This window comes from Roseibium sp. M-1, from assembly GCF_054515675.1.
The window spans coordinates 3,121,271-3,147,026 of the sequence record NZ_CM137257.1 but is presented as its reverse complement, the minus strand read 5'-3'; the positions used below and the strand labels follow the sequence as shown (position 1 = coordinate 3,147,026).

Below are 25,756 nucleotides of genomic sequence, written 5' to 3'. Positions count from 1 at the left end.
GGCTGAAGAAAGCGCGGGTGCGCCGTGACAGGCACAGGCGTTGCGCACGCATCAGCCTGTTCAAGCGGACCGCATCCCGGCACCATGTCCTCATTCGTCCCTTTCGAGCAGATAGGTTGCGATCGCCTGCCGGTCTTCTTCCGTCAGGAAGGCCGTTCCGTCGCGGACAACTTCGCCCATGGATCCCCCGAAGACATCGCCGTTGGGCATGATCCCTGTCTTGAGGGCGTATTGAAGCGTGCTGACAGTCCACCCCTCCCGTTTCAACGAAGTGCTCGTAATGGGCGGGGATTTTCCTCCGTCCGGCAGTCCTTGCGCGCCGTGCAGGGCCAGTTCGGCCTGAGTGGCGCCCAGAAGGTTGCGAGGCGTATGACAGGCCCCGCAATGGGCGGGACCTTCCACGATGAACTTGCCCCGGTTCCAGAGCTCATCCTTGTCCGGCTCCGGCATGAAGGGTTCCGGTTCGTGATAGAGCGCCCGCCAGACCTTCAGGCCTGCCCTCAGGTTGAACGGTGGCATCATATCGTGCGGCTTCGAGGCTTCGTCGACGGGAGGCACGGTCTTGAAGGCTGCCCAGAGATCCGCGATGTCCTGATCACTGAAGGTGCTGTAGAACGTGTAGGGAAACGACGGATAATAAGGCGTTCCCTCCGGCGAGACACCCTGGCGCAATGCCCTGGCAAAATCTCCGATGGTCCAGTTGCCGATGCCGTGTTCAGGATCCGTGGTCAGGTTCGGGGAATAAAAGGTGCCGAATTCGGTCGGCAGTCGCACGCCACCGGCAAGCGGCTTGCCACCCCCGCTCACGTCGGTGTGGCAAGCAATGCAGCCCGACATCCTGGCAAGGTACGCACCCCGTCCCGCATCTCCGGCAAGATTTCCGATTTCCTCAGGTTTGCCTATCGGCCAGAAATGCAGCGCAGCGAAGACCGCTCCCGCTAACGCGGGACCGGCCGTCGCAACAATGATCCATTGGAACATTGCCTATTTCTTCTCGACCCGGAACTTGGAGTGACACGCCGAGCAAGTTTGAACCAGCATGTTGAAGACGCCGTCTGCAGGCATCCGGGCGATCATCTCCGGGTCGGCCATATGTCCCGCATCGCCCATCATCATCGGTGCCCCCCCCATCATGCCCCCTCCAGACATCATGGAATTGCCGCCCATCATGCTTCCCTGGTCCATGCCGGCAGAGTTGCCGGAATGGGCAAGACCGTTGTCTGCGGCTTGCTCGAGACCGGTCGCGAAAAGCTGCAACTGGCCAGCCAGAGCCGTGAACTGCTCCCATTCGGTCCAGATCTCGTGCTTGGCCTCGGAGGGCCCGTCCGTGCTGTGTTCGGGGAAGAGCGTGGTCATGGCTTCGCCCGAATGGGACCGGATCACCTCCGCGCCATTGCGCACGGCATTTGCATCATACGCCGTTTCACCGCGCATCATCGCCGACAGGGACTTGATTACCTCCCCCATCTCTCCCATGGCGTCCATGCGTTCCTTGACAACGCCCGACGCACCGCCGTGGGCATAAGCAACAACAGCACCTGTCAGCAGGAGCGTGCCTGCGACCGTCAAAACCTTAAATTTCATCGATCTATTCCTGTATCCATTTACCGGCGGTTCGCCCGCCGAAAGCAGCGATTTCAAAGGGACAGGAAGGTCGGTCGCGGAGGAGGAGTTTCTATCTTTGCAACGCGCGAGATGGCCGTCGCAGGGGATGTGCCGAGGGGGTCATCCAGAAAATCCGGAACTATCAGGCGATCGTCCGGTGTCAGGGCAAGCAGGTTGGCGCCGCAATGGACGGTTTCATTCTCCGCCACGAGCCGGTCCGTATTTGCTTCCGCATGATCGTGCACATGACTGCCGTCGACGGCAGCTTCATGGGTATGTTCGTGAGGTGGGCTGGCAAGGGTGTGGCTGAACGATCCGCCGGCAACAATGAAAGCCACCGCAAGGATGGTGTTCAAAACTGCTGCAAGGAAGGTACGCCGTTTCATCAACAATGGCCTATTGGATCCCGTTGGTCCTTTGTAACACCCGAATATAGGCAACAATCTGTTCAACCTGCCTGTCGGTCAAGCCTTCGACGGGCGGCATGTTGCCAAACGGCCAGTGGTGAGCGCGCACGCCCTGCCTGACTGCAAGAAAAAACGAACCGTCTGCGTGGTGCGACGGCTCGTAAATCCTGTAGATCAGGGGCGGTGCGATCCCTTCCTGCCCCGCGGCTTTGCGGCCGTGGCAGGCTGCACAATAATCGTTGAAAACCCGTTCGCCTTCGCTTGCCGCACCATTGAGCAGCGGAACGCTCACCTGAACCATGACAGCTCCGGATGCCGGTTTTTCCGGTTCCTGGCGGAACAGGAGGAAATATCCCGCGATCACGAGAACCGCGATGACGGCAACGCGCAAGCCCCTGTTCCGGCTCATCGCACGCGTTCGCCCGCGAGGTCCTCAAGGATCGGGCATTCGGGCCTGTGGTCTCCGGAACACGCTTTCGCGAGGTCGGCGAGCGTTGTCCGCATCGCCTGAAGCTGCGCGATCTTTTCATCGATCCTGTGCAAGTGGTGTTCCGCGATGCTCTTCACCTGACTGCTTTCACGCCTGTCGTCGTTGTAAAGCGTCATCAGCGTGCGGCATTCCTCGATACTGAAACCGAGCGCCCTTGCCCGCCCGAGAAAAGCGAGCCGGTCGAGGTCCTTGTCCTGGAAGGCCCGGTAACCATTGCCTGTTCGCAGCGGCCTGATGAGGCCGATATCCTCATAGTAGCGAATGGTCTTCGCGGGGAGCCCGGACTGACGGGAGACTTCTCCGATATTCATGACAAACCTCCTATTCCGCCGGCACGGCAGCCGTGTTCGGCGCGACGGAAACATGCGGTTTCGTTTCATCCATGGCCGGCCGGATGCGACGCAGCCGCAGGGCGTTGGTCAGAACGAAGACCGAGGACAGCGCCATGGCACCTGCCGCTAGGACCGGCGAAAGCAGCATTCCGAATGCAGGATAAAGTGCGCCTGCGGCAACGGGAATCAAGGCGGTGTTGTAGGCAAAGGCCCAGAAAAGGTTCTCCTTGATGTTGCGCATGGTCCTGCGGGAAACCTCGTGGGCATTCACGACACCGCGCAGGTCGCCCGACATCAGCACCACATCGGCGGATTCGATGGCCACATCCGTGCCGGTACCGATCGCGATCCCGACATCGGCATGTGCCAGTGCCGGGGCATCGTTGATCCCGTCGCCAACGAAGGCAATCCGGCCGCTTTTTCCCTTGAGTTCGTTCAAGGCGGCAACCTTGCCATCGGGCAACACGCCGGCGATGACGGTATCGATGCCGGTTTCCGCAGCAATCGCCTCGGCGGTCTCCCGCTTGTCGCCGGTAATCATCGCAACCTGCAGGCCCTGGGCATGGAGCGCTGCAATGGCGGCGCGGCTCGAAGCCTTTACCGGATCGGCGACACCGATGACAGCGGCGATCTTTCCGTCGATGGCCGCAAAGAGTGCCGTCCGGCCACGTCTGGCCAGCCGGGTTTCCTCGCTTGCAAGAGACTCGATCGCAATCCCTTCCCGGGCCATCAGCCGGTCTGCTCCAACCAGAATCCTCTGACCTCCGACCAGAGCGCTGACGCCATGCCCCGTGATCGAGGAGAACGCGTCGACGTCAGGCCGATCCAGCCCTTCATTGGCTGCAGCCCGTACGATGGCTTCGGCAACGGGATGCTCCGAGCGTTCCTCGACCGCGGCAATCCGCGAGAGAACGAAGGATCGCTCGTATCCCTCCGCAAGCACCAGATCAGTGAGTTCAGGCCGGCCTTCGGTAACGGTGCCGGTCTTGTCCAGCGCGACGATGCCGACTTGCGCAAGCTGCTGGAGTGCGTCCCCCTTGCGGAAGAGAACACCCATTTCCGCAGCCCTGCCTGTGCCCACCATGATGGAGGTCGGGGTCGCCAGACCCATGGCGCAGGGACACGCGATGATCAGCACCGATACACCGGCAACAAGCGCCAGCGTGAGGGCGGGATCAGGACCGAAGACAAGCCACACGAGGATCGTGAGCGCGGCAACAGCCATGACCGCCGGCACGAACCACAACGTGATGCGGTCAACCAGCCCCTGGATCGGCAGCTTGGCGCCCTGTGCCTCCTCGACCATACGGATGATCTGGGAAAGGGTCGTATCCGCCCCGACGCGCGTTGCCTTGAACTGAAGCCCGCCGGCACCGTTGACCGTACCGCCGGTCACCGCACTTCCCGAGGACTTCGCAACCGGGATCGGTTCGCCGGTGATCATGCTCTCGTCGACATGAGACGATCCTTCAACCACTTCACCATCGACGGCGATGCGCTCGCCGGGGCGAACCACCACCACGTCACCTATGGCAAGCGTCTCGATCGGAACTTCTGTCATCTCGTTGCCGCGCAGTACCCGGGCCGTCTTTACCTGCAGGCCAAGCAACTTCTGAATGGCCGCTCCTGTGCGCCCCTTTGCGCGCGCTTCAAGAAAACGCCCGAGCAGGATCAGAACGACGATCACCGCCGCTGCCTCGAAATAGACGGCACGCACCTCGTCCGGCACGAATTGCGGCAGGAACGTCGCGACGACGGAGTAGAGAAAGGCTGCCCCCGTGCCAACCGCCACAAGGCTGTTCATGTCCGGCGCGCCTTTCAACAGCGCAGGAATGCCCTTCGTATAAAAGGCACGGCCGGGACCGAAGAGAACAATGCTTGTCAGCACGAATTGCAGGACCCAGCTTGCCTCCTGACCGATGGAGGCCGCGATCAGATGATGAAGCGACGGGATCAGATGGCCGCCCATCTCGATCAGAAACACCGGCAGGGCGAAGGCGGCGGCAATCGCCATTTTCCGGGCGAGCTCGCGTGCCTCTTCCGCCTTGCGCTCGCTCCGGTCCTGTGCGGCACCCGCCTCCGCGACGCGCGCCGGGTAGCCGATCTCCGCGCTGGCTTTCATAAGGTCCTGAACAGACGTGATACCTTCCGCATAGACAACGGTTGCCGTTTCGGCTGCCAGGTTCACGCTGACGCTCAGCACACCGGGCACGGCTTCTAGCGCCTTGTCGACACGGCCCACACACGACGCGCATGACATGGATTCAATGTTGAGGGCGACCGTCTGCGTCCGCGCCGGATAACCGAGATCCTCTAGCTTGGCCACGGCCGCCGCAACGTTTTCCGGCGCGGATGAAAACCGGGCGCTCTCCGTTGCCAGGTTGACGGCAACGTCGCCGAGACCTTCGACGGAAGCCAGGCCGCGTTCAACGCGACTCACGCAGGATGCACAGGTCATTCCCTGTACCGACAGGGTGAATTTCGGATGGACGGACATGGGTCCAACTCCAGCATGAATTAATCGATGTCCCTCAGATGGAGTTTCCAGTCACTGGAAGGTCAAGGCCGCGTCAAAACTTTTTTCAAGACGTTTTTTTCGCTTGACCTTCCTGTAACTGGAACGAGGAAACCGTCGGAATTCAACCAACGGAGCCTATCATGAAATTCAGCGTTCCTGACATGAACTGCGGCCACTGCGCCGCATCTATTGAAAAGGCGGTCAAAACCGTCGATGCCTCGGCGGACGTCGCCTGCGATCTGCAAAATCGCCTCATCGACATCGGCACGTCTGCAGAGGAGGAGGCGATCGCGACCGCGATCCGCAAGGCAGGTTACGATATCCACGCGCTCAAGGCCTGGGGTTAACTACACAGAGAGCCTTCCGGCAGCGCGCCGCGGTCTTGGAAAAGACATGAAGCCCGGAAGGCTCTCCTCTCCGTCCCAGACGTATCGAAACGAGGTTCGGAAGTTTGTTCTGATTGGATGTCATTTGGCCAATAGGAGGCATCGACGCCCTGATTGTTACGCAGCATAAACCGGGTCCCGGCATAATGTTCATGCCAAACGTTGAACTGATCAGGTTTCCGGCAGTAAAGCTGCAACCGGTCGAGAATTTAAGAGATAACGAAGCTTGCAACCATCCGGTGGCCGTGGCGTTTGCACCCTAGTTAAACGGGGAGTGGTTGCCATGAATTACCCGCGCTTTTTCGCGATGATCATTACCTCAACGCTGGTGATGTTCGCGTTGATGTATTTCAATACCTACCTATTCGAACACGTTTTCTGGTCCGAGACGAGAGCATACATGGCGGTGGTTATGGGCGCTGCGATGGCGATCGTGATGCTTGGCTTTATGTTTTCCATGTATCCCAGCCGGAATTTGAACCTTGCGATATTCACCGGTGCAGCAGTGCTGTTTGCCGGCTCGCTGTGGCTGGTGAGAAGCCAGGTCACCGTTGAGGACCGCAGCTTCATGAGCGCCATGATCCCACATCATTCCATAGCGATCATGACTTCATCCCGCGCAAACATTTCGGACGCCCGGGTCAAAAAGCTCTCCGATGAGATCGTCTATGCCCAGGACAAGGAAATCGCCGAAATGCGCTATCTCATTGCTGATATCGAAGAGGCGGGGGAAAGAAGGGAAACGGCTTCCGGCAAAAAGGCAAATCTTGTCAGTGCGGAAGAAGCTCTTAGCACCGAAGCAATCGAAACGGTCGATCCGGAATTCCTGACCACCGACGAAGTGAATTCGGTTTTCCCGAGCAATTCGATCTGTACCTTCACATACACGAAGACAAGCCCCCCTGTGCTTGTCTTGAGCGGTGAAGACGCTCTTTTGAAAATCAGTGGTGACCTCGTCGCCCTTTCCGTCGATCAGGCCGCCGGGGATGGAAAGCTCATGGTCTCTACTCCAGGAATTTCGATTCCTCTCTCCCCTGTGGAGGGCGGAAACCTTGACAGTGCTGCAGTCGAAGAAAGGCAAATGACGGATCTGGTGATGGAACTGGACGAAAGCCTTACTGCAGGCTTTCGCGGTTTTTTCGGCTGCAACAGCTGACATCAATGCTTCTCACCGGGTTGACCAAGACCGTCGCGGCCTCTGCAAATGTCTCCCGCGGCATTGAACACATCCTCGTCGAAATCGGCACATCTGCAGAAGAAGAGGCGATCGCGCACGCGATCCGCAAGGCAGGACACCAGAGGTGGTCTAAGCCAAAGAAAATGTGACGACGAAAACGGCGGCGTAAAGCGAACCATATCCGCTTTAGCTAAGCCGCCAAACTGTCTCACCAGGTGGGACCACCTCCATCAGCCTAGACGCCATGGTTCTGATCGCCTTGGTATTTTCAATTGGCAGCAGGATGCGGCAATCGTCCTCTATGCCATCGCCGGGATCGCAGTGGCTTTTGCGTTCGCGAAAACCCTTCTGCACGACAATCCGCCCGGCCCTCCCGGGCACTCCGCTTGAGCAGAGACAGCGGGAGAGCGGCGGTAATTGCCCAGTTATAAGATCGGGCAAGCGCGCTGCCAACTTGTCGGCGGCTGTCAGCCGGACCTCACCGCGGCCAAGATCGCCTCCACACTTCTCTCGCTACTTGACGCGGAAGTCCGCACTGACAAACCAACACCGTCTCTTGATATTTCGACAAAGACAAGAGCCACGGGCTTTGAACGGGCTCAAGTCCGAGGCCTCACTCGTGAGGAGCATGACCTGAGGCAATCGCCAGGTGGTGTTCCTGGTGATGTGCGCCAAGCGTCATCACGCCGAAAAAGCCGAGCCCGGAAAGCATCTTCAGGTCCGAGGGCTTGCCGGCGCGCACGATCATGACGGCTCCGTCCGGCGTGGTTTCTGGCTGGTAGCGAAAACTGCGAACACCGCTCATTGTCGCGGCATGGGCACTGACCATGCGGCGGATGGAGTCGCGAACACCGTCATCTCCGGAAAGGAGAAATCGATACCCGTCCTCGACCGGTGTGGTTTGTACCTTTGCAAACAACGTGACATTGCTCATGTCGATCAGATGGCTGCGCAAGGCGTCAATATCGACTGCCGACCAGTCCGTCCGCGAATCCGCGTCGAGCAGTGCGACGATTTCCTGTATGGCGGCAAATGCCGACTGGCCCGCCTGCTGTGGTGCGAGGCCAGCCTGCGCAGCGCCGGCATCATCCATTGCAAGCGCCTGGCCGGAATGCATGTGATGGCTGTTGGTCTGCGCCTCTGTTTCTGTCGCCAGAGCAAATGTCGCAATGGAAGCAGCGAAAACGAATCTGATCATAATAATTCCTTTCCCGATTTGAAGCACAAGCTTGCAGCGATCACCGCAATGACGACATGATAGCCATCATGTCCGATGAAATTTCCTCGCTGTTCGAAACAAACCGGGGCCGGAACCGCCGGCTAAACGCCGGCAGCTATCTGTTTCACCAGGATTCCCCTGTAAGGAGCCTCTTTCTCGTCACCATGGGAGAAGTGCAGCTTATCCGCCATCAGGAAGGTGGCGCGGCTCTTGTGCTGCAGAGAGCCGGGCCGGGCGATATTCTGGCCGAAGCATCTGTCTTTGCTTCCGTCTATCACTGCGATGCGGTCGCGCGCACCGACGCCTTCGTCCGGGGCATTTCCAAGAGCATTTTTCTGATGCAGTTCCGTCGTGATCCGGATCTGGCCGAAACATGGGCAGCGCGGCTCGCCCGGGAAATTCAGCACACCCGGCTGCGCAGCGAGATTCTTTCTTTGAGAACGGTGGCGGAGAGACTGGACGCGTGGTTGGCGTGGCATGGAGACCTGCCGCCGAAAGGCGAATGGAACCAGATCGCCAAACAGATCGCAGTTAGCCCAGAGGCGCTTTATCGGGAAATGGGAGTACGGCGCGAGAAATAGTAAGATCGTACGCATTTTTTTGAGGCAGGCTGCGATGTCGGATGTCCGCTTTTAAGACGGTCTTCGAACACAATGAACGTCCGGATAGGGGCCGCATAGCTGCCAGTCCTGAGAAGAAGGTCGACAGTCCGCTTTGGAGGATTTTGACTAGTGACGGCAGTTTTTGGATATCCGTCATTCGGCTTCTGCGCCCTGGAAAGGCCACGAGCCCGGTCTGCGGCCATCAGGGGCGGTGTTGTCAGAACGGGAAGTGTGACATTCCTGAATAGACCAACCGTGACATTCTAGCTTGGCGCTTACAGGCGGGATTTGCATAACGTAGAATATGGAACCCTTCAAACGTACAAAGCCTTGGTTTAAGACAAGCCAATGTCTAGTCTGTTTAAATTTGACATTTTTGTCATTACCAATTTTTGGTTGAGTTGATTGATGGCATGCGTAAAATATAGTTCTTAATGTGTAAGTAGAAATTTGGGGGTTGGGAATGTATAAGAAAAGAAGTGTTTTGGCTCTGGTTTTTGCCTCTGTATTACTTGGGGTAGGAGTGGCGCCGTCTCTTGCCTGCGAAGGAAAGATTAAGAAAATCGAAGATGTAGGTGATCTTGGGCAAGTATCAGATTCACAAGTGATGACGGTTTGCTTGATTGGGGAAGGCACGGAAATCGAAGTTATTAATGGCGGTGGGTCAACGCATGTTAAGAACGCGAACAGTGTGGGAAAGACGTGTGAGTTTGTTCAAACCACTGGCGGTCAAATTACAACCGTAGAGGTCGTAAAAGGTTACGGCAAAACAGGTATAGTGGTCGTCGAATACCACTACTGATCGTAGCGCTGATTGAGAGACTTTGAGTAGCAGTCCGAAAAGAGCTTTCAATTAGGGGTCTTGAATTTCCACCTTGCCGGGAAAGATAGGCCATGCTCCAAAAAGTTTTCAACTCGGCCGCTTGGCTAACCTTGGGGCCGAGTTTTCGTGACGTGAAAATCCAAAACGCGGCATAATGGTAAGGTTTTTGACTATCGGTTGACGTGCTCTGAAGCGCCCATTCAACCGATCTTGAAAGTTGCTACCTCCGCGTCCGGCAAATACGAGGCGGTTTCTACTTACATCGCAAGTTTCTGCGGATTTTCCCAACGTAGCAATTTGCCCTGGATAACACGAAAAAGTTGCTACCTTGAAATTGCGCGGCGGTTGAATTCATTGCTCATTTTTCAAATGACGCAAATCGCGCGACGGGTTTTCGTGGTTCGGCGCGCCAAGTGAAGTTGCGCGGCCCGTTTCCATTTACTCCGCCCAAATCGGCAGAAAATCGCCAAAAACCGTTTGATCCCACTTAATCCCGGAAACGCCCTTTGGGCCATGTGTTCTTGCGCGTTACAGTTGCCGTTCGTTTTGATTGCAGCGAAAGCCCGGTTTGAGCCCAACCTCCACATTACTACTGGTCTAGAAATGTCCGCTTCGTGTTCATTTGCTATTCAAAACAGGTGAGGCACCAAACGTAGGTAATCGCGTACGAAAGTGCCTACGATAGATTCTTTAAGTAAGTGGCTCGCGTGATTTCCAGATCTTGCACTGTGATGCTACCTACGCCTGGAAGAAGCTCTCGCAGCGTCTCAATAATCGTTCTGTTCAGCTTCTTTCGAGTCGCTTCATCGCGACCCTCCATCAATAGGAGGGTGGCGTGAACAAAAGTCTGTGGGTCAGTGCCAATACGAAAATATGCCACCGCCTACGCTCGAACTTTTATGTCGGAGGCTTCAAAAACTGCATTTTCGGAAAGTTTCGTGAACAACTTCTCGCAGACTAATTGCATATCATAGTTTCGCTCGAGCCCCTCGGAAAACTCAATCGCGAGATGGGGCATATGGGATCCTTTCCTGGCCACCAAAACGTCAAAGCTTCGACTAGACTGCGCGCACCGCGGTTCTTTCTGATCAGCACTTTGAGCTGCGGAACATTCAGATTTCTTCGCCCTTATCGACGTGTTCAATCAATCATGCAAGCGGACACTCACTTGATCTATGACGACGGCAGCAATGTCCCGCACAGTGAGGCCTTGGCAAGAGCGCAGACAACGCAGCCGCAGCGAATGGCCGGTTTGACCGGCCGCACCACAGCGGCCTGGAGCCGGACTAACGACCACGCCGGGCCGAATGCTACTTTGCCCTCTGTAAAAGGCCTTCGCGGATGATCTTGATTTCATCTTCGAGGTGAGCGCCGCGGTAAACAAAGGAAGTTTCGTGCCGGGCGTATTGTCCATTGCGATCCGCGCTGAGCCAGTTGAAAGATCCTGCGCAGAGAAGATCTTTGTCCACGGTCACGATCTTGCTGTGCAGTTTAGGGACCCTGTGCATCGCGACGCCAATTTCTGAAAGCTTGCCCTCAACAGCTTCCATCTGGCTGACCCCGCCCGCTGCAGGGCCGGTATTTAGCAATGGGTCGGCAAAGACCTCAATTTCTGCCCCACGCTGGCGTGCGGTTGCCATAGCGTCCAGTAGACCGGTCCGTTCAATCGTTCCGGCAACGACCCAGGGGCTGACGATCATGTATCTACGACCATCGCTTCTCAGTGCATCCAGCAAGAATACGTCGTGCTCTGCCGCCTGCTGGAGCATTTCGATCCTTGCCTCGCCCCGTGTCAGGTCTTCGCGGGGTTCCATGGCGAAATCCAACGCCTTGCCTTTGGCGGCCAAGAATTCGGACAGCAATGCGCGGGGGGAACCGCTGCGGGCCGTGGCGAGGACGTCCAGGTCGCCGACGACGAGGCAGCTGTCCTTGGCGCGCGATACGGTCACGTTCAACATGCTGGGCGAGGCGTCGATGAAACCGCCATCTGCGTGCTTGGAGTAAACCGGTGAGAAGATCACCACGGGCCGTTCAGCGCCCTGCAACGCGTGCACGGTGCCGATGGTCATGCCGTCTCGGCCCGACACGGTGATGCCGCGCGCGGTGCAGGCGTCACGGATTGCGCGCACTTGCTGGCCGAAAGGGGTGACGACCCCGACAATCTGCTCCAGCGGGCGACCGTAGCGGCCTTCGAGCAAGGCACGGCTGTCCTCCAGCCACGCGGCGATGGTGCGCGCCTCGACAGGGTTGGCGCGGCTTCCGCCACTCGTGAAGGCACGACCTTCGACATGCAAATAGCCAAGCGCAGGAAGCGGAGCATCCGCCGGTGACAGGCCGCGCATCGGGCGCAGTTTGCCTTTGTAGCACAGCGCATTGCTAAACCCGATGATCTCGTCATGGCAGCGGCGATGTTCGAACAGGAAGAGCCCGCGGTCCAGCTCGGGCCAAGGTGAGATCTTGCAAGCCTGTTGCGCGAGGCGCATTGCGCTGCCACGGGTCGAGCGTATACCGCTGGCGTTGACCTGGTCCGGCACCTCCTCACCGTCGATCAATCCGCTGTCTTTCAGATTGCCAACATCGACGGGTCCGGGCACGGCAGAGATAGGCTCGATCTGCTGCGTGTCGCCGATGACCAGCGTGCGCTTGGCCAAGGCGAAAGAGGCACCCGCAACCTCTGGCAAGACCTGCCCGGCCTCGTCAACGATCAGCAGGTCGATGAAGTTGTATAGGCTATCACTCGCGAACTTGCCGCCTTGGAACCGGCTGCAGGACAGCTTCGACGGCAGGCTGGCAAAGGTGGCCACGGCGCAGGGTGTAAGCATCATCCGTCGCTTCCAGCGCGGCTCGACAGCCTTTCGCCCGGTCTTTTCGTGCGAAGCCGCAATGGTCGCCAGATTTGCCTCCATCGCCATGAGCCACCGCCCTTCCCAATAGTGGGTAGCGAGCAAGAATAGGTCGAAACGTGTCCCGATGTCCGCGCGGCGTTCCAGCTCGCTCAGATCCTCTGGGTCTCCGAAGCTCTCCGCGGCCTTGCGCCACGCCAATTCGCTGACCTTGGCTTGTTCCTGCAGGCTTTCGGCGCGAGAAAGGCTCTGCTCGGCGATAGAAAGGGCTTGCTTGCGGTCTATCAGAGCGTCCATGACGCGCGTTTCGATATCCTCGACGCGGGTAACGTCCTGGAACACGTCCAGGTTCTCTCCGATGGCCAGTCGCGCCCTCAACACGCGCTTGCGCTTGATCGAAGGCAAGAACCCGAACATGCCGGTGAGCCAGGACTCGGAGGCGAGATAATGGGTGAGAGCCGCGTGCGCGGCCGCCAGACGATCAGCCTCTGTGCGGCTGGCGTGGACTGTATTTGCGCGTCGGGCCTGCTCTGCATCGGGGTCTTCGCCGAGTTCCGCCAAAAGGGCGGCAGCGCAGGATCTGCGGCGGTCCAATGCCGTGTCAAGGTCACGGAGTTTACTAACTTCTTCGGTCAACCGTGTCCGCAACTCTGCGACAAACCAGGTGGCGTCCTTCCCGTCAGAATCGGGGAAAGCCTTTCCCGCCGCCTCCAGCCAAGCGGCCTTGGCGCGTTCGACGTAGGCTACGGACTCGCATTCCGCCTGAAAGGCCTCCGTCTGGTAGCGCTGCGCGGCCTCCATGCGCCGGGAATGCGACGGCAGGAACATTCCGAAGCTCTTGATGTCCGGCAACCAGCGCGCGGCGAACACACCTTCGCCCGCTGCGAATTCTTTGCCGAAGGCGTCAATGATGTTGGTAACCGCCTGGTTGTTCGACGACGCTGCCACGATGACCGGCGGGTCACCTCCGTCGAGCGCGGCTTTCACCCAGAGCCCGGCGACTGCCGAAACAGCATGGTTGTCTTGCCGGTCCCCGGCGGGCCGTTCACCGCGATCACCTCGCCGGGTTTCGCGGCATCGAGCCATGCCAAGACTTGCCGTTGGTGCTCGGCCAACGGGAAATGCGGGTTCGAATGTCCAAGGCGCCGGGCGAATTCCTGCTCGATAAGACAATCCGGCGCCTCATCTGACAAGCGAGGCAGGGCAATTTGGTGCAGAAGCGGCGTATCTGGTTCTTCGGCCAGCAGACTGTCGTAAAGATCAAGCATACCGCGCACCGTTGCATCGGCGCCCTCAGACACTTCGATGAAACCACTCCCCGTAGGCAAATATTCGGTTTCGTCTGAAGGCCAACCCGGCGACAGGGCGTCCACCATCAGGCGGCAATGCTGGCGGTAGTCCTGCCAGCCGTCTGGGGTCGTCATTTCCGGCAGGGGTGTCGTCGCTAGGAATTCGTCAAGCGCTTCTACCGATCCTAGAGCAAAGGCACCCCGCGGCAACGGTGTCAGCAGATCTCGCGCTATGGCATTGCGCGTCGGTAAGATTCTTCCCGCCCGGTCTACGAAGCCTTCGGTGACAACCGGGGCTACTATCTCCGGCATGCCATCGGCACGCGACGCGGCATGTGAGGTCCTTCGGGCGGTTACCAAGGGCCAGAACCGAACCGAGACTGTCCCAGCGCCCTCGTTTCCACGAAACAGCGTCTGAACCAGCTGCTTTGGCAAGCAGCCTGTCTTGAGCGCGCCCTTCGGGAGCTCAATGAAGCGTTTTCGATCTGCCTGCCGAAAGGTCCCTTCGCCGAGTGCACCATCTGCTAGTGATGTCCGCCAATACCGAAGGACGTTGGAAAGTGATGTGGACATTAAATGGACGCCTCGGAACCATCACAGATGAAAACTGAGCAAGCGCCATAGTTCGCCCACTGTTTTCCTGATTAGTGTGCTTTTGATAAAAGGAACACAAGTGCCGGTCTGTCCGGCGAACCACGGTTCCGCACCGTATCCGCCAAAATTGTCCCTAAGAAGTTTGGTCGTCAAGTCGACGGGGTGCCAATTTCTGGTTGCGGCGGGCTGAGCTGCAGCGATGGCGACTATTCCAAGGTCCGCAATGGGCCGAAAGTTACTGCAGAAATTGTCCTAACGAATGTCGGTTTAGGTGAGGGAGTTCCAGGAACCTGCGCGATCTCGGCTGCGACGTCCTCCAGGGCTACACCTTCGCCGCCCCGATGCCCTAGACATACTGATCGAATTCGTCCGCGAGGAAAGGTTGTGCCAGGCGGCGTGAGGGGAGGCGTCCGGTGGTTGGTCTGGACGCACCCCCATCCTGTTCAGGAGCGAAGAGACTGTTCTTGCGACTGATCGCCTGTCACCCGGGTTAGGACCGGGCCCCGGCAAGGACAGGTCACTTCATTGCCTCCTGCCTGACGAGGATGACCGTTCCTGCCGGGTCGCAGGTCCAGTGACCCACCACGTCGGTCAACGGCTCCAGTTCGTCGCGCCTCGGGCTGCCCAGTGTTTTCAGCGCCGCACCGGGATCGTCGTCGAACATTTCGATCCATACGTCGGTCTGGCTTTGGTGCGGGACGCGGTCGATCCAGAGCGTCATGGCGCCGAAGGCGAAGCCCGTGCTCTCCTTGAGTTCGCGCGTCACTTTCAGTCCGACCTTGTCACGATAGAAGGCGACTGTTTCGTCCCACTTATAGATCGGCACCTTGATCGCGATGTTCTTGCCCGGTTCCATTTCCAGATACTCCCAACATTTAGCGGTTACTTGTAAAATCCGTCCCTGAGGTTGATGCCGTGTTCGAGCCAGACCTTCATTGCGCAAAGCATTCCCGTCCAGCCTTCGCAATTGTTCAAACAGGACTTCAGACCCGTCTCGCTTTCAGGCCATCCGTATTCGTTGATCCGCACGAGCGTTCGGCCGTCTTCGAGCGCCTGAAAGGTCATGGTTACGGTTGTCCAGGTGGACGCATCGCCGTCAGCTTCCCACTGCAGCACGATCCGCTCGTTCGGGACGACGTCCTGCACCAGGACGGGGAACGCACCAGGAAAGTCGTGAAAGTCCCAGGTGACTTCCGCGCCCGGCTCGATCCGGCCGCGCGCGCCGCCGGTGGTGAAGAACGCCGACAGCCGTTCAGGATTGACGACGGCCTCGAACACATCGGCAACCGGCTTTGATATCCGGCCGGCAACGGTGAATTTCAGATCCATGGCGTGAGGCTCCTTGCTCTGTGAGGGTATTATGTTATAGAATTATAACATGTCAACAGAAGATCACTATGACGCGCTTTTCAAGGCGCTCGGACACAGCGTTCGCAGGCAGATGCTCGACCTTTTGAAAGATGGTCCGAAAACCACCGGGCACCTGTGTGAGTGCCTGCCGCAGATCGACCGTTGCACCGTCATGCAGCATCTCTCGGTCCTTGAGAAAGCGGGCTTGATTGTGGTCGAGCGGCGGGGCAGGGAACGGTGGAACCATCTCGATGCCCTGCCCATTCACGAGGTTCACGAGCGCTGGATCGGCCCCTATGCCGCGCATGCCGTGCAGATGCTGGCCAATCTGAAGCGGAATGTTGAGGGAATGCCGGGCGGGGAGAGTGTGCCGGAGGAGGAGGAGGGGCTGGACGGAGTGAAAGGCTCATAGGCCGCCGGTTGTCTCTCATATCCGCGCATATGACGGGTTTTGAGCCCGGAGCAGGTCTGCCCGTTTCCGGCAGCCGTTGACTTCACGGGGCTGTCCGGCGTTCGCTCACGGAAAATTCCGAAAATCAAAGTCGAGACGTTACCACTGCAAGGCTTGACTCCAATTCGCAATTGTCACATAATTCTGTTATGACAGAAATTACCGATAAATCCGACCCGTCCGCACGGGAGAAATTCATCCTCTATTGGGGGGACATGGGCAGCCAGTGGTCCGTCAACCGGTCGGTCGCCCAGATCCATGCGCTTCTGTTCCTGAGCAGGGAACCGATGAATGCGGAGCAGATTTCCGAGGAGCTCGGGATCGCGCGTTCCAATGTCTCCAACTCGCTGAAGGAACTGGTCGGCTGGAAGCTGATCCAGCGGGTGCCGGTCGCCGGTGACCGTCGGGAGCACTTCGTCGCCGAGACCGATGTCTGGGAAATGGCGCTGCTGATTGCCAGGGGCCGCAAGGAGCGGGAGATCGATCCGGCGATCCGCGCCATCGACATCTGCGTGCGCCAGGCGGAGGACGAGAAGACCCTCGATCCCGTCGTCCTGAAGCGGATGCAGGAGATGCACCAGTTTCTGCAGACGGCCGACCGCTGGTCGGGCCAGATGATGGCCCTGCCGAAATCGAAACTCGCCACCTTGATGAAGATGGGCGACAAGGTGCTGTCGCTCCTGAAGCTTGGCGGCAAGAAATCGGACTGAGGCCAGGAGGGCCGAACCTGGCTGGCCCGGGCTGGCCCTGGCTGGCTCGGTGGACCCCGGCAGGCCTCTGGCCTGATGGCGATGCGGCTGGGGTGGCAGGCTCTGGAGCGGTGGGGAGCTCCCCAGGGCAGTCTCCACGGGAAGCCGGTGCTCTCTCGCGGAAACGGGTCTGCGGGAACCGGTAATCCGGCAGGTCAGGTCCAAAATTTTTTGATTAGTTATTTCTCTTTATACAGAAATAACGGATTATACAGGAGGAAGTGCAAATGTTGAGCGATGGCGCCCTGCAGCTTCGGCCCGCATTGGCCGACCGCCGCTTTCGCGATCTCCTCGGCGAGGCCGCCTGGAACACGCTGCCCGCATCCGTCCGCCGCAGGTTCGGCAAGCGTCTCAGCGGTGGGGCGAGTGTCGTCTATCAGGGTCGTGTCGTGTCGATGCGCATGAATGTCGCCGGTCGGGTTCTGGCGCAGCTCGCCCGGATCGTCGGCGGGCCGCTGCCGCATGACTTAAGCTCTCTGGGGCAGTCGGCCGTCGTCTCGGTCACCGAGGACATCGCAGGCGAGGGCCAGTTCTGGATCCGCCAGTATGGCCGCGCCTCCGGCTTTCCGCAGGTCATACACAGCTCCAAGCGCTTCGACGGCCCCACCGGCATCGAGGAATATATCGGTGCCGGCATCGGTATCGCGTTGAAGGTTGGCGCCGACGACAATGGCATCACCTTCCAGAGCGACCACTATTTCCTGCAGGCCGGTCCCTGGCGGTTGCGGCTGCCGGCCTGGCTGCGGCCGGGCAGGCTGACGATCACCCATCGCGACCTCGGCGCAAACCGGTTCCTCTTTTCCCTTTCCCTCAAGAGCCGCTTCTTCGGCGAACTGGTTCACCAGGATGCGCTCTTTCAAGACAGCGAGGACTGACCCATGACCAATATTGGCCCGGTATCTTGGGGGCCGGACACTTTAGGCACGGAAATGACGGGACTGGACAGTCCCGTCCTCTGGACGCTGATTTCCATCCAGATCTTCATGGGGGCCTTCGACACGCTCGTGCATCACGAAGGCAGCGAGCGGCTGGCCTGGCGCGCCTCCCAGAAAACGGAACTGCGGCTGCATGGCGTGCGCAACTTCTTCTACGCCGTCATCTTCCTGTGTTTCGGCTGGCTGGTGCCGCACGGCGCTTTCACCGTCACGCTGGCGGCGATCCTGCTTGCGGAAGTTCTGATCACCCTGTGGGATTTCGTCGAGGAAGACCTGACGCGCAAGCTGCCCTGGACGGAGCGGATCAACCATACACTGCTGGCACTGAACTACGGTGCGATCCTTGCCCTGGCCGCGCCCTATCTCTGGACCTGGTCCTTCCTGCCGACGGCGCTTGTGCCCGTCAACTACGGCTGGTGGAGCGCGCTCGCAACGGTCTCGGCCATCGGCGTCGGTCTCTTCAGCGCTCGCGACCTCCTGGCGGCTGCCCGCAGCGAGCGCCTTGGGCGGGGCGATCCGGCAATGCTTGTGGCAGGCCTGCCGCCGCGCCGGCATGTTCTGGTGACCGGCGGCACCGGGTTCATCGGCAGCCGGCTGGTGGAGGCGCTGGTCAGGGCCGGTCACTTCGTGACGGTGCTGACCCGCAATCCGCACCATGCGGAAGAACTCGCCCACCCCGTCCGCGTGATCTCCAGCCTCGACCAGATCCATGCCGCCGACCGGATCGATGCCATCGTCAACCTCGCCGGTGAACCGATCGCCAACGGCCTTTGGACCGCGCGCAAGCGCACCCGCATCGTCGGCTCCCGCGTTGCCATGACCGAGGCCCTGGAGGCTCTGGTCAAGCGTCTGGAAAACAGGCCCACCTGCCTCGTCATTGGGTCGGCCATCGGCTGGTACGGCCTGCGCGGCGACGAGATATTGAACGAAGAGGCGGGTCCGGCTCCGGCTTTCGTGCACGAGGTCTGCGACACCTGGGAAAAGGCCGCGATGAAGATCGCCAGCGAAAACACTCGCGTCGTGTGCCTCAGGATCGGGCTGGTCTTCGGCGTCGAGGGCGGCATGCTTGCCCGGTTGCTGACACCGTTCGAATTCGGTGGCGGCGGCGTGATGGGCTCCGGCGGTCAATGGATGTCCTGGATCGAACGGGACGACCTCATCCGCGTCATTGCCCGCGCAATCGCCGATGACAGCCTGGAAGGCCCCGTCAATGCCACCGCTCCAGAGCCCGCCCGAAACGCCGACCTCACTCGTGCACTGGCAGCTGCCCTGCATCGTCCCGCGGTGCTGCGCATCCCCGCGTGGTTCCTGTCAAAGGCACTCGGCGACATGGGCCGGGAAACGATGCTGGGCAGCCAGCGCGTGGTTCCGGCAAAGCTGACAGCCGCCGGCTTCACCTTCCGGCATCCCGAACTGGCGCCGATGCTGCGGCAGATCACGGGCGCGAAAAACGCCTCTGCCAAAGAAGCCGGGCGGTCATCCGTGCATCCGGTTGAAGAAGGGTGATGTGACCGCGGTCGTCAGGACAGAGGCGGCCGGGGTCACCCGGTCAGTAATTCGCGCGGGTGGCCCTCGTCCGGATAACGCATGAGGGCGGCAACCCGGCCGATATCCGGACCATGAACCCGGTCGCGGCCCCGGAGCTTCGCTTCATAGAGCGAAGCATCGGCCTGGAGCATCAGGTCGTCGAGGGTCGCAATTGTCTCGCCGGAGGTGGCCACGCCGATGCTGACCGTCAGGGATATCGGCCCCTTGGGATAAGTGATTTCAAGCTGCGAAACGGCCTGCCTGAGCCGTTCCGCCACCCGGTAGGCATCTTCGCTGCTGAGGTCGGGCAGAAGGGCGGCAAATTCCTCTCCGCCAATGCGCCCGAACAGGTCGACATTCCTCAATTGGCTCTGCACCAGATTGGAAAATGCCTGCAGCGCCGCATCTCCTCCCGGATGTCCGAAACGGTCGTTGACCGACTTGAAGTGATCAAGGTCGAACAACAGCAGAGTGGCGGGCTTCCCTGTCCGCGATCCGGCGGCAAGCACCCCCTCGGCGCGCGCGGCAAAGGCTCGGCGGTTGTTCGCTTTGGTCAGGACGTCGCAGTCGGCCTCGTATTTCAGCGAGCGGACAAGCTGTTCCCAATGGAAGCCGATGCCGATCATGCCACCGAGAAACAGCACCAGCAGGTAGAAATAGAGCGAGCCTGCCATGAGGTTGCCGATTTCGGGCAACCGCTCCGGCAGCGGATGAACCAGCGCATAAACCGCGCGGGCCAGATGAACGATGCCGGAGATCGCGAAGATAGCGGCGAGGCCTGTCCGCAGGCGCCCGTGGAACCGTGCCTGCCGCCGGAATTCCCAGGCGACCGCCAGTGCCAGGAAGCCGATTTCGACCGAAGCAAATGCGAGGCGGTTGCTCATGCTTTGCCGGATCTCCGGAACCTGGAGGGCCAGCAGCAGCAGCGCGGCCGGGCCCAGCACCACGGCAATGCTGACGGTCCGGCGCGATTGCAGGCGCGCCGCCGCCCAGGAGACGCCTGTCCCCAGCACCAGGAGGGCAAGGGCAAGATCGATCGAGGCCCAGTCCGGGATGCGGTCGCGGAGCAGCATCAAGGCAAAGGTGACGCTGCGCATGAAGAGGCTCATGCTCCACCAGAAGAGGCCGTATTCGGAACGCTTCTGCAACCAGATGACAAGGAGAGCTGTGCCGATGAGGATGCATCCCGTCCCCAGGATCAGCAGCAAGGTCAAGACATCCAGGTTCATCGTGGGGGCCCGTGTCGGTTCGATCCGGAGCAGACGAGTGGCGTCGGATCCGTTCGTCCATCCTGACAAAGGCCCGTTAGTGCTCTGTTAAAATTGGCGATGAAGTTGGTTTTCCTGGCGCTAGGGTCGCATCATTTGTACCGGCGGCCTCCGGTGTGAGATGCGTCGCATAGGGCGTTGCCGCCTGAGGCAAGGGCATGGCCGTGCCGGTGGTGTCAGGCCGCTCATGGCCGCGCCAGAGGCGGTAGAGGGTGGCCAGAACGGTGAGGGCCTGCACGAAGCCGACGAAGAGAAAGATGCCCGTGGGGCCGAAGATCTGCAGCGCAAAGGCGCTGAGAGCGGGGCCGAGCACGATGCCACCGTTGAAGACCAGCACCAGCGTTCCGCTGGCCGCGACGATCTGGGACGGCCGCAAATGGTCGTTCGCATGGGCGACGCAGAGCGAGTAGATCGGCAGCACGAGGCCGCCGAGACCGGCGACGCCGGCAATGACAATCAGGGACGGTGCGTCCGTGCGCGTGAGATAGGTCAGTGCGAGGCACAGCGGCAGGGCAAGCCCGGCGCAGCCGAGGATCACAAGCCTCCGGTCGATCCGGTCGGAGAGCCTGCCGATCGGAAACTGCGCCGCCACGCTGCCGATGGTGCAGGCCCCGACCAGCGCCCCGACGGCACCGGGATCGAGGCCGACCGCAGTGCCGTAAAGCGCCAGGCCGATATACAGCGCGCCCTGGCTGATGCCGTTGAGAAAACTGCCGCTCAATCCCATCGGAGAGATCCGGAACAGTTCCCGCAGCGACACGCGTTCGGTGACCTCGAACAGTGGTGCGTCGCGCGCCACCAGCAGCAGGGGCACCAGGGCCAGCGAGATCAGGATGGAGACCAGCACAAGAAGCTGCGGCCCGTCGGGGCTGGAAAGATTGAGCAGCGCCTGCCCGGCGGCAATGCCGCCGCTCTGGATGATGAAATAGACCGACAGAAGGCTGGCGCGGTTGTGGTTCGAGGCCTGGCCGTTGAGCCAGCTTTCCGCGACCACATAAAGGCCGGCGAAGTAGAAGCCGGAGAGGGCCCGCATGGCGCTCCAGCTCCAGGGATCGCTGGTGATGAGATGAACGAGCGAGGCAGTGCTGGCAATCGAAGCCAGGGCGGCGAAGCTGCGCGCGTGACCGGAGGCAATCACCAGCCGGGGGGCATAGATGCAGCCGAGCAATGCCCCCAGCGGATAGGCCGACTGCATCAGGCCGATGGAAGCTTCGTCAAACCCGAGCGCCGCCCCGCGCAGGGTCAGGAGCGTTGCCAGCAGCCCGTTGCTCACCATCAGGAACGCCATGCCGAGAAACAGCGTCAGGGTTCCCCTTGTGTCGGTGGTCATGCGAGCGGTTCCGGTTGGTCGAGGGTGCTTCCGAAGGGAGGCGGGACGATGCAAAGCGCGGCGAACGGCGTCCACCTAACCCGCATTCTCTATATGGTTCCAGTCAGCACAACGCCGGGGAGCGACGCCGGCCTACGTGAACGCGACAGAGCCGGTGCCGGAAAAGGAGGGGTCTGATTGCTGCGCAGCCACCACCACAGCTGTCTTGTCAGTCGAATTCGTTCCTGCCGGCCCGCCGATAGTTGACGAAGGAATTTGCGCTCATCACGACGAAATAATTGTCCATATCGATAAGCACATAGCCTTCTTCGAAAAGGTCGCGGGTCAGGCTGACGATATCCTCGGGATAGAGCCTCTTTTTGCCGAGCAGATCACGCAGGAGCTTTTGAGGCAGCCTGTAACGGCCGGATTTTTTCCCGCCGAATTCCAGACCGTAGAGCTCTGCCAGTTTTTGTGCTGCTTCAGAGGTGTTCATTGCTGTCGGTCTGTTATAATATTTTGTCTATAGGCAAAAAATATCATCATATCTCATTCTTTTCAAGTTAGAGAGGTGGCGGTAGGTGGCGGAAGAAGCGGCAGCCTTGCTGGACGAGAAGGATCTCTCGGAACAGCTTCTGGACGCGGTCGGAGCTTCGGACGCGGACAAGATTACGGAAATTCTGGATCCGCTTTCCCACAGCGAGGCGTTGCGGGAAGTCCTGTTCCTGTCTGCCGATGACCGGGACAAGGTCCTGGAAATTGTCCCGATAGAGCTGGCTGCGCAGCTCATCGGCGAAGCGCCCAATGACATGGCTGTCGATCTGGTGGAGCGCCTGGAGCCGGACCGTGCCGCCATCATCCTTGAGGAACTGGATTCCGACATTCAGGCGGATGTTATCGGTGAACTCGACGAACAGGACGCCGAGGCCATCCTGTCGGAGATGGACGCCCAAGACGCTGCGGATGTCCGCCGGCTGGCAACATACGAAGACGGCACAGCCGGCGGATTGATGATGTCGGAAGTCTTCTGCTTCAACGTCAATGAAACCGTCGGCAAGATCTTGCGCCATGTGGCGACGGCAGATGACGATTTTGAAAGATACCGGGGCCAGCATCCCTACATTATCGATGAGGACCGGCGCCCGGTCGGTGTTGTCTCGCTTCGCAGTCTCCTGACCGCGAAACGCTCGCAGCTCCTCTCCGACATCATGGTCGAGCCGCAGACGGTTCCGGTCGACATGCTGCTGGAGGATCTGGAAGATATTTTCGAAGAGCATCCCTTTCTGGGTATTCCCGTTGTGGACGCCGACGGAATTCTTGTGGGAGTGGTTTCAAGGACGGCGGTCGCGGATGCGGTGCTTGAGCGCGCCGAGACGGAGAGCCTGAAGCGCCAGGGGGTCGTCGGCGACGAGTTGCGTTCGATGCCCCTGTGGATTCGATCCCGCCGGCGTCTGGCGTGGCTCTCGGCAAATATCGTTCTGAACATTCTCGCGGCGAGCGTCATTTCCGCTTACGAAGAGACCCTTGCCGCCGTCATTGCCCTCGCGGTTTTTCTGCCGATGGTGTCGGACATGAGCGGCTGCTCGGGCAACCAGGCGGTCGGCGTCACCATGCGGGAGCTCAGCCTTGGGCTTGTCCGGCCGGTCGATGCCTTCTGGGTCTGGATCAAGGAGATTTCGGTCGGAGCAATCAACGGTGTTGCCCTGGGTGTGATGATCGGCCTGGTCGCCTGGCTTTGGAAAGGCAATCCGGCTCTGGGGCTCGTCATTGGCGGCGCTCTTTCTCTCAACACGATGCTGGCGGTCTCGATCGGTGGAATTGTCCCGTTGCTTCTCAAGCGCCTGGGACAGGATCCGGCTGCCGCAAGTGGACCGTTGCTGACCACCATCACGGACATGGCGGGCTTTTTCTTCGTGCTGAGCTTTGCAACCATGTTGATGCCATGGCTGATTTGAATAAATTAATTCATCAGTTAAAATGGAGCGTGCAGAAGGCGGGTGAGGTATCTTGTTTTATATTTGGTGTAATGATTAAATAATTTAAAATAATATTGCCATGAATTTTTTAGTACGAAATTTTACTTATATATGTGTTCGGAATGTTTAACTTGCCGGAGGGTTTGTCCGACTGACCCAAATGAAGGCCAGGTGCTGATTTGTCGCTGATCAGCTCTAGATAGCAAGGAAGTCGCATCGCAAGTTCAAACTGCAATGGATCTGAAGAAAGGAAGCATCATGAAAATTGCCATGCTTGCCCGGAATGCAAATCTCTATTCCCACAAGCGGCTCAAGACAGCCGCCGAGGAACGCGGTCACGAACTTGATGTTATCGACACCTTGAGATGCTACATGAACATCGCTTCGCGACGGCCCGAAGTCTATTACAACGGCGCTAAACTCACCGGGTATGACGCGGTCATTCCGAGGATCGGTGCGTCCGTTACCTTCTATGGCATGGCCGTTCTGCGGCAGTTCGAGATGATGGGTGTCTTTCCCTTGAACGAATCCGTCGCCATCGGCCGCTCCCGCGACAAGCTGAGGTCGATGCAACTCCTCGCCCGCGACGGCATCGGCCTTCCGGTAACAACCTTCGCCCATGATCCGAAGCAGACCGAGGAAGTGCTGAAACTTGCCGGCGGGGCGCCCATCGTCATCAAACTGCTCGAAGGAACGCAAGGCATCGGCGTCGTCCTCGCCGATACAGACAGATCGGCAAAGTCTGTTGTCGAGGCGTTCCGGGGCGCAGGCGTCAACATTCTCATGCAGGAATTCATCAAGGAAGCCGGCGGCACAGACATTCGAGCCATCGTCATCGGCGGCAAGGTGGTCGCGGCGATGAAGCGAACCGGCGCGGAAGGGGAATTCCGCTCCAACCTCCACCGCGGCGGCTCCGCTCAGGTGGTCAGACTGTCGGCCGAAGAGCGGGCGACCGCCGTCCGCGCAGCCAAGAGCCTCGGTCTCAACGCCTGCGGCGTCGACATGCTGCGCGCAAACCATGGCCCGGTGATCATGGAGGTTAATTCCTCCCCGGGCCTTGAAGGCGTGGAGAATGCGACCGGTCTCGATATCGCGGGCAAGATGATCGAGTACCTGGAGAAGAACGCCAAGGCCGGTGCGACCAAAACAAAGGGCAAGGGCTAGGTCAGCGGACGCCCAACCGGCATCGGTTGAGCGTCCAAAAGCTGATCGATCTTAAAGTGGTAGAGCATCTTGTGTGCGTTCACTTGAACGCACGATGCTTCAGATCAGCGGACGCCCAACCGGCGTCGGTTGAGCGTCCAAAAGCTGATCGATCTTAAAGTGGTAGAGCATCTTGTGTGCGTTCACTTGAACGCACGATGCTTCAGATCAGCGGACGCCCAACCGGCATCGGTTGAGCGTCCAAAAGCTGATCGATCTTGAAGTGGTAGAGCATCTTGTGTGCGTTCACTTGAACGCACGATGCTCTAGGGATTGAGAACGATCACCTTGGTCTGGCCGCCGTTGCAGGTATAGCAGCAGCTGGAACAGCGATTGCGGTTCTTGTAGCCGACACCCCAATAGAGGTTGGAGCGGTTGCGCACCCAGGCGCCGTAACAGACCCTTTCGCCGCGCTGGCAGGAAATGCTGATGGTCTTCACCGCATAGTCGTCGAGCACATAGATCTTGTTGTTGCCGGGCCAGACATGACCGCGTCTGGTGTCGGAATAAAGTTCCACGTCGACGATGTTGGAATGGTGGCTTTCAAACCGCCAAAGCAGTGTTTCTGCCGACGCAGGCCGGGTGGCCGCGGTTGTAAAAATGATTGTGAACGCCAGCAAAACGGCGCCAAGAAGCCCCTTGCGCATAATACTTCTCCCCCAAGAAGTGATTGAGAGCCTGATGACCACGCAATGTGCTCACC

27 protein-coding genes are annotated in these 25,756 nt (G+C 59.4%); 11 read left to right on the top strand and 16 right to left on the bottom strand.

Features of this window, described 5'->3' with window-relative positions; genetic code table 11:
• Nucleotides 1-90: 90 nt before the first annotated feature.
• Genes ACX3M4_RS14175 through ACX3M4_RS14150 form a run of 6 tightly spaced genes read right to left on the bottom strand, consistent with a single transcriptional unit; the run spans nt 91 to nt 5,331 of the window.
• Complete coding sequence (locus ACX3M4_RS14175) at nt 91-981, bottom strand: c-type cytochrome (protein ID WP_459359197.1); 891 nt, start codon at nt 979-981, stop codon at nt 91-93.
• A gap of 3 nt (nt 982-984) precedes the next feature.
• Nucleotides 985-1,584: a c-type cytochrome gene (locus ACX3M4_RS14170; protein ID WP_459359196.1), complete on the bottom strand. Its 600-nt coding sequence runs from the start codon at nt 1,582-1,584 to the stop codon at nt 985-987.
• 53 nt (nt 1,585-1,637) lie between these two features.
• Entirely contained in the window at nt 1,638-1,991 is a 354-nt protein-coding gene (locus ACX3M4_RS14165) for a hypothetical protein (RefSeq protein ID WP_459359195.1), read from the bottom strand.
• Between the two features lie 10 nt (nt 1,992-2,001).
• Nucleotides 2,002-2,421 (bottom strand): c-type cytochrome, encoded by a 420-nt coding sequence (locus ACX3M4_RS14160; RefSeq protein WP_459359194.1) that lies wholly within the window; start codon nt 2,419-2,421, stop codon nt 2,002-2,004.
• On the bottom strand, nt 2,418-2,813 hold the full coding sequence (gene cueR / locus ACX3M4_RS14155; RefSeq protein ID WP_459359193.1) for a Cu(I)-responsive transcriptional regulator: 396 nt from the start codon (nt 2,811-2,813) through the stop codon (nt 2,418-2,420). Before cueR ends, ACX3M4_RS14160 begins: the two co-directional genes overlap by 4 nt.
• Nucleotides 2,814-2,823: 10 nt before the next feature.
• Nucleotides 2,824-5,331, bottom strand: a complete 2,508-nt coding sequence (locus ACX3M4_RS14150) for a heavy metal translocating P-type ATPase (RefSeq protein ID WP_459359192.1) — start codon at nt 5,329-5,331, stop codon at nt 2,824-2,826.
• A 161-nt stretch (nt 5,332-5,492) separates the two neighbouring features.
• On the opposite strand from ACX3M4_RS14150, the gene ACX3M4_RS14145 reads away from it, so the two are divergent.
• The 3 genes from ACX3M4_RS14145 to ACX3M4_RS14135 all read left to right on the top strand — a co-directional run bounded on the left by ACX3M4_RS14145 (nt 5,493) and on the right by ACX3M4_RS14135 (nt 7,064).
• Nucleotides 5,493-5,699, top strand: coding sequence for a heavy-metal-associated domain-containing protein (locus ACX3M4_RS14145; protein WP_459359191.1), 207 nt, complete (start codon nt 5,493-5,495; stop codon nt 5,697-5,699).
• A gap of 322 nt (nt 5,700-6,021) precedes the next feature.
• The gene (locus ACX3M4_RS14140) at nt 6,022-6,894 is read left to right on the top strand and encodes a DUF305 domain-containing protein (RefSeq protein ID WP_459359190.1); all 873 of its coding nucleotides are present in this window, start codon (nt 6,022-6,024) and stop codon (nt 6,892-6,894) included.
• 5 nt (nt 6,895-6,899) lie between these two features.
• Entirely contained in the window at nt 6,900-7,064 is a 165-nt protein-coding gene (locus tag ACX3M4_RS14135; RefSeq protein ID WP_459359189.1) for a hypothetical protein, read from the top strand.
• A gap of 464 nt (nt 7,065-7,528) precedes the next feature.
• Here ACX3M4_RS14135 and ACX3M4_RS14130 read toward each other — a convergent pair whose 3' ends face one another.
• On the bottom strand, nt 7,529-8,113 hold the full coding sequence (locus ACX3M4_RS14130; RefSeq protein WP_459359188.1) for a hypothetical protein: 585 nt from the start codon (nt 8,111-8,113) through the stop codon (nt 7,529-7,531).
• A 68-nt stretch (nt 8,114-8,181) separates the two neighbouring features.
• Here ACX3M4_RS14130 and ACX3M4_RS14125 point away from each other — a divergent pair, with 68 nt between their 5' ends.
• Together ACX3M4_RS14125 and ACX3M4_RS14120 are read left to right on the top strand one after the other, a co-directional pair.
• The gene (locus ACX3M4_RS14125; protein ID WP_459359187.1) at nt 8,182-8,715 is read left to right on the top strand and encodes a Crp/Fnr family transcriptional regulator; all 534 of its coding nucleotides are present in this window, start codon (nt 8,182-8,184) and stop codon (nt 8,713-8,715) included.
• Between the two features lie 484 nt (nt 8,716-9,199).
• Nucleotides 9,200-9,538: a hypothetical protein gene (locus ACX3M4_RS14120; RefSeq protein WP_459359186.1), complete on the top strand. Its 339-nt coding sequence runs from the start codon at nt 9,200-9,202 to the stop codon at nt 9,536-9,538.
• 904 nt (nt 9,539-10,442) lie between these two features.
• On the opposite strand, the gene ACX3M4_RS14115 is transcribed toward ACX3M4_RS14120, so the two are convergent.
• The 5 genes from ACX3M4_RS14115 to ACX3M4_RS14095 form a co-directional block, all read right to left on the bottom strand.
• On the bottom strand, nt 10,443-10,577 hold the full coding sequence (locus tag ACX3M4_RS14115; RefSeq protein ID WP_459359185.1) for a hypothetical protein: 135 nt from the start codon (nt 10,575-10,577) through the stop codon (nt 10,443-10,445).
• A gap of 292 nt (nt 10,578-10,869) precedes the next feature.
• Nucleotides 10,870-13,389 carry an AAA domain-containing protein gene (locus tag ACX3M4_RS14110; protein ID WP_459359184.1) on the bottom strand — a complete coding sequence of 840 codons (2,520 nt, stop codon included), beginning with the start codon at nt 13,387-13,389 and terminating at the stop codon, nt 10,870-10,872.
• Nucleotides 13,386-14,003, bottom strand: a complete 618-nt coding sequence (locus tag ACX3M4_RS14105; RefSeq protein WP_459359183.1) for a hypothetical protein — start codon at nt 14,001-14,003, stop codon at nt 13,386-13,388. Before ACX3M4_RS14105 ends, ACX3M4_RS14110 begins: the two co-directional genes overlap by 4 nt.
• Nucleotides 14,004-14,802: 799 nt before the next feature.
• Nucleotides 14,803-15,141: a hypothetical protein gene (locus ACX3M4_RS14100; protein WP_459359182.1), complete on the bottom strand. Its 339-nt coding sequence runs from the start codon at nt 15,139-15,141 to the stop codon at nt 14,803-14,805.
• A gap of 26 nt (nt 15,142-15,167) precedes the next feature.
• The gene (locus ACX3M4_RS14095) at nt 15,168-15,614 is read right to left on the bottom strand and encodes an SRPBCC family protein (protein ID WP_459359181.1); all 447 of its coding nucleotides are present in this window, start codon (nt 15,612-15,614) and stop codon (nt 15,168-15,170) included.
• 49 nt (nt 15,615-15,663) lie between these two features.
• Here ACX3M4_RS14095 and ACX3M4_RS14090 point away from each other — a divergent pair, with 49 nt between their 5' ends.
• The 4 genes from ACX3M4_RS14090 to ACX3M4_RS14075 all read left to right on the top strand — a co-directional run bounded on the left by ACX3M4_RS14090 (nt 15,664) and on the right by ACX3M4_RS14075 (nt 19,276).
• Nucleotides 15,664-16,047 (top strand): ArsR/SmtB family transcription factor, encoded by a 384-nt coding sequence (locus ACX3M4_RS14090; RefSeq protein ID WP_459359180.1) that lies wholly within the window; start codon nt 15,664-15,666, stop codon nt 16,045-16,047.
• Nucleotides 16,048-16,235: 188 nt separating this feature from the next.
• Nucleotides 16,236-16,796: a GbsR/MarR family transcriptional regulator gene (locus ACX3M4_RS14085; RefSeq protein ID WP_459359179.1), complete on the top strand. Its 561-nt coding sequence runs from the start codon at nt 16,236-16,238 to the stop codon at nt 16,794-16,796.
• 266 nt (nt 16,797-17,062) lie between these two features.
• Nucleotides 17,063-17,710 (top strand): DUF4166 domain-containing protein, encoded by a 648-nt coding sequence (locus tag ACX3M4_RS14080; RefSeq protein ID WP_459359178.1) that lies wholly within the window; start codon nt 17,063-17,065, stop codon nt 17,708-17,710.
• Between the two features lie 54 nt (nt 17,711-17,764).
• The gene (locus ACX3M4_RS14075; RefSeq protein ID WP_459359431.1) at nt 17,765-19,276 is read left to right on the top strand and encodes a TIGR01777 family oxidoreductase; all 1,512 of its coding nucleotides are present in this window, start codon (nt 17,765-17,767) and stop codon (nt 19,274-19,276) included.
• Between the two features lie 35 nt (nt 19,277-19,311).
• Here ACX3M4_RS14075 and ACX3M4_RS14070 read toward each other — a convergent pair whose 3' ends face one another.
• From ACX3M4_RS14070 to ACX3M4_RS14060, 3 genes are all read right to left on the bottom strand, one after another.
• The gene (locus ACX3M4_RS14070; RefSeq protein ID WP_459359177.1) at nt 19,312-20,526 is read right to left on the bottom strand and encodes a GGDEF domain-containing protein; all 1,215 of its coding nucleotides are present in this window, start codon (nt 20,524-20,526) and stop codon (nt 19,312-19,314) included.
• Between the two features lie 76 nt (nt 20,527-20,602).
• Nucleotides 20,603-21,895 carry an MFS transporter gene (locus ACX3M4_RS14065; RefSeq protein WP_459359176.1) on the bottom strand — a complete coding sequence of 431 codons (1,293 nt, stop codon included), beginning with the start codon at nt 21,893-21,895 and terminating at the stop codon, nt 20,603-20,605.
• A gap of 208 nt (nt 21,896-22,103) precedes the next feature.
• Nucleotides 22,104-22,370, bottom strand: coding sequence for a hypothetical protein (locus ACX3M4_RS14060; protein WP_459359175.1), 267 nt, complete (start codon nt 22,368-22,370; stop codon nt 22,104-22,106).
• 85 nt (nt 22,371-22,455) lie between these two features.
• Between ACX3M4_RS14060 and mgtE the strand changes: the two genes are divergently transcribed.
• Both mgtE and rimK read left to right on the top strand, forming a co-directional pair.
• Entirely contained in the window at nt 22,456-23,829 is a 1,374-nt protein-coding gene (gene mgtE / locus ACX3M4_RS14055) for a magnesium transporter (RefSeq protein ID WP_459359174.1), read from the top strand.
• Between the two features lie 279 nt (nt 23,830-24,108).
• Nucleotides 24,109-25,014 (top strand): 30S ribosomal protein S6--L-glutamate ligase, encoded by a 906-nt coding sequence (gene rimK, locus ACX3M4_RS14050; protein WP_459359173.1) that lies wholly within the window; start codon nt 24,109-24,111, stop codon nt 25,012-25,014.
• 305 nt (nt 25,015-25,319) lie between these two features.
• Here rimK and ACX3M4_RS14045 read toward each other — a convergent pair whose 3' ends face one another.
• Nucleotides 25,320-25,700: a hypothetical protein gene (locus tag ACX3M4_RS14045; protein WP_459359172.1), complete on the bottom strand. Its 381-nt coding sequence runs from the start codon at nt 25,698-25,700 to the stop codon at nt 25,320-25,322.
• Nucleotides 25,701-25,756: the final 56 nt, after the last annotated feature.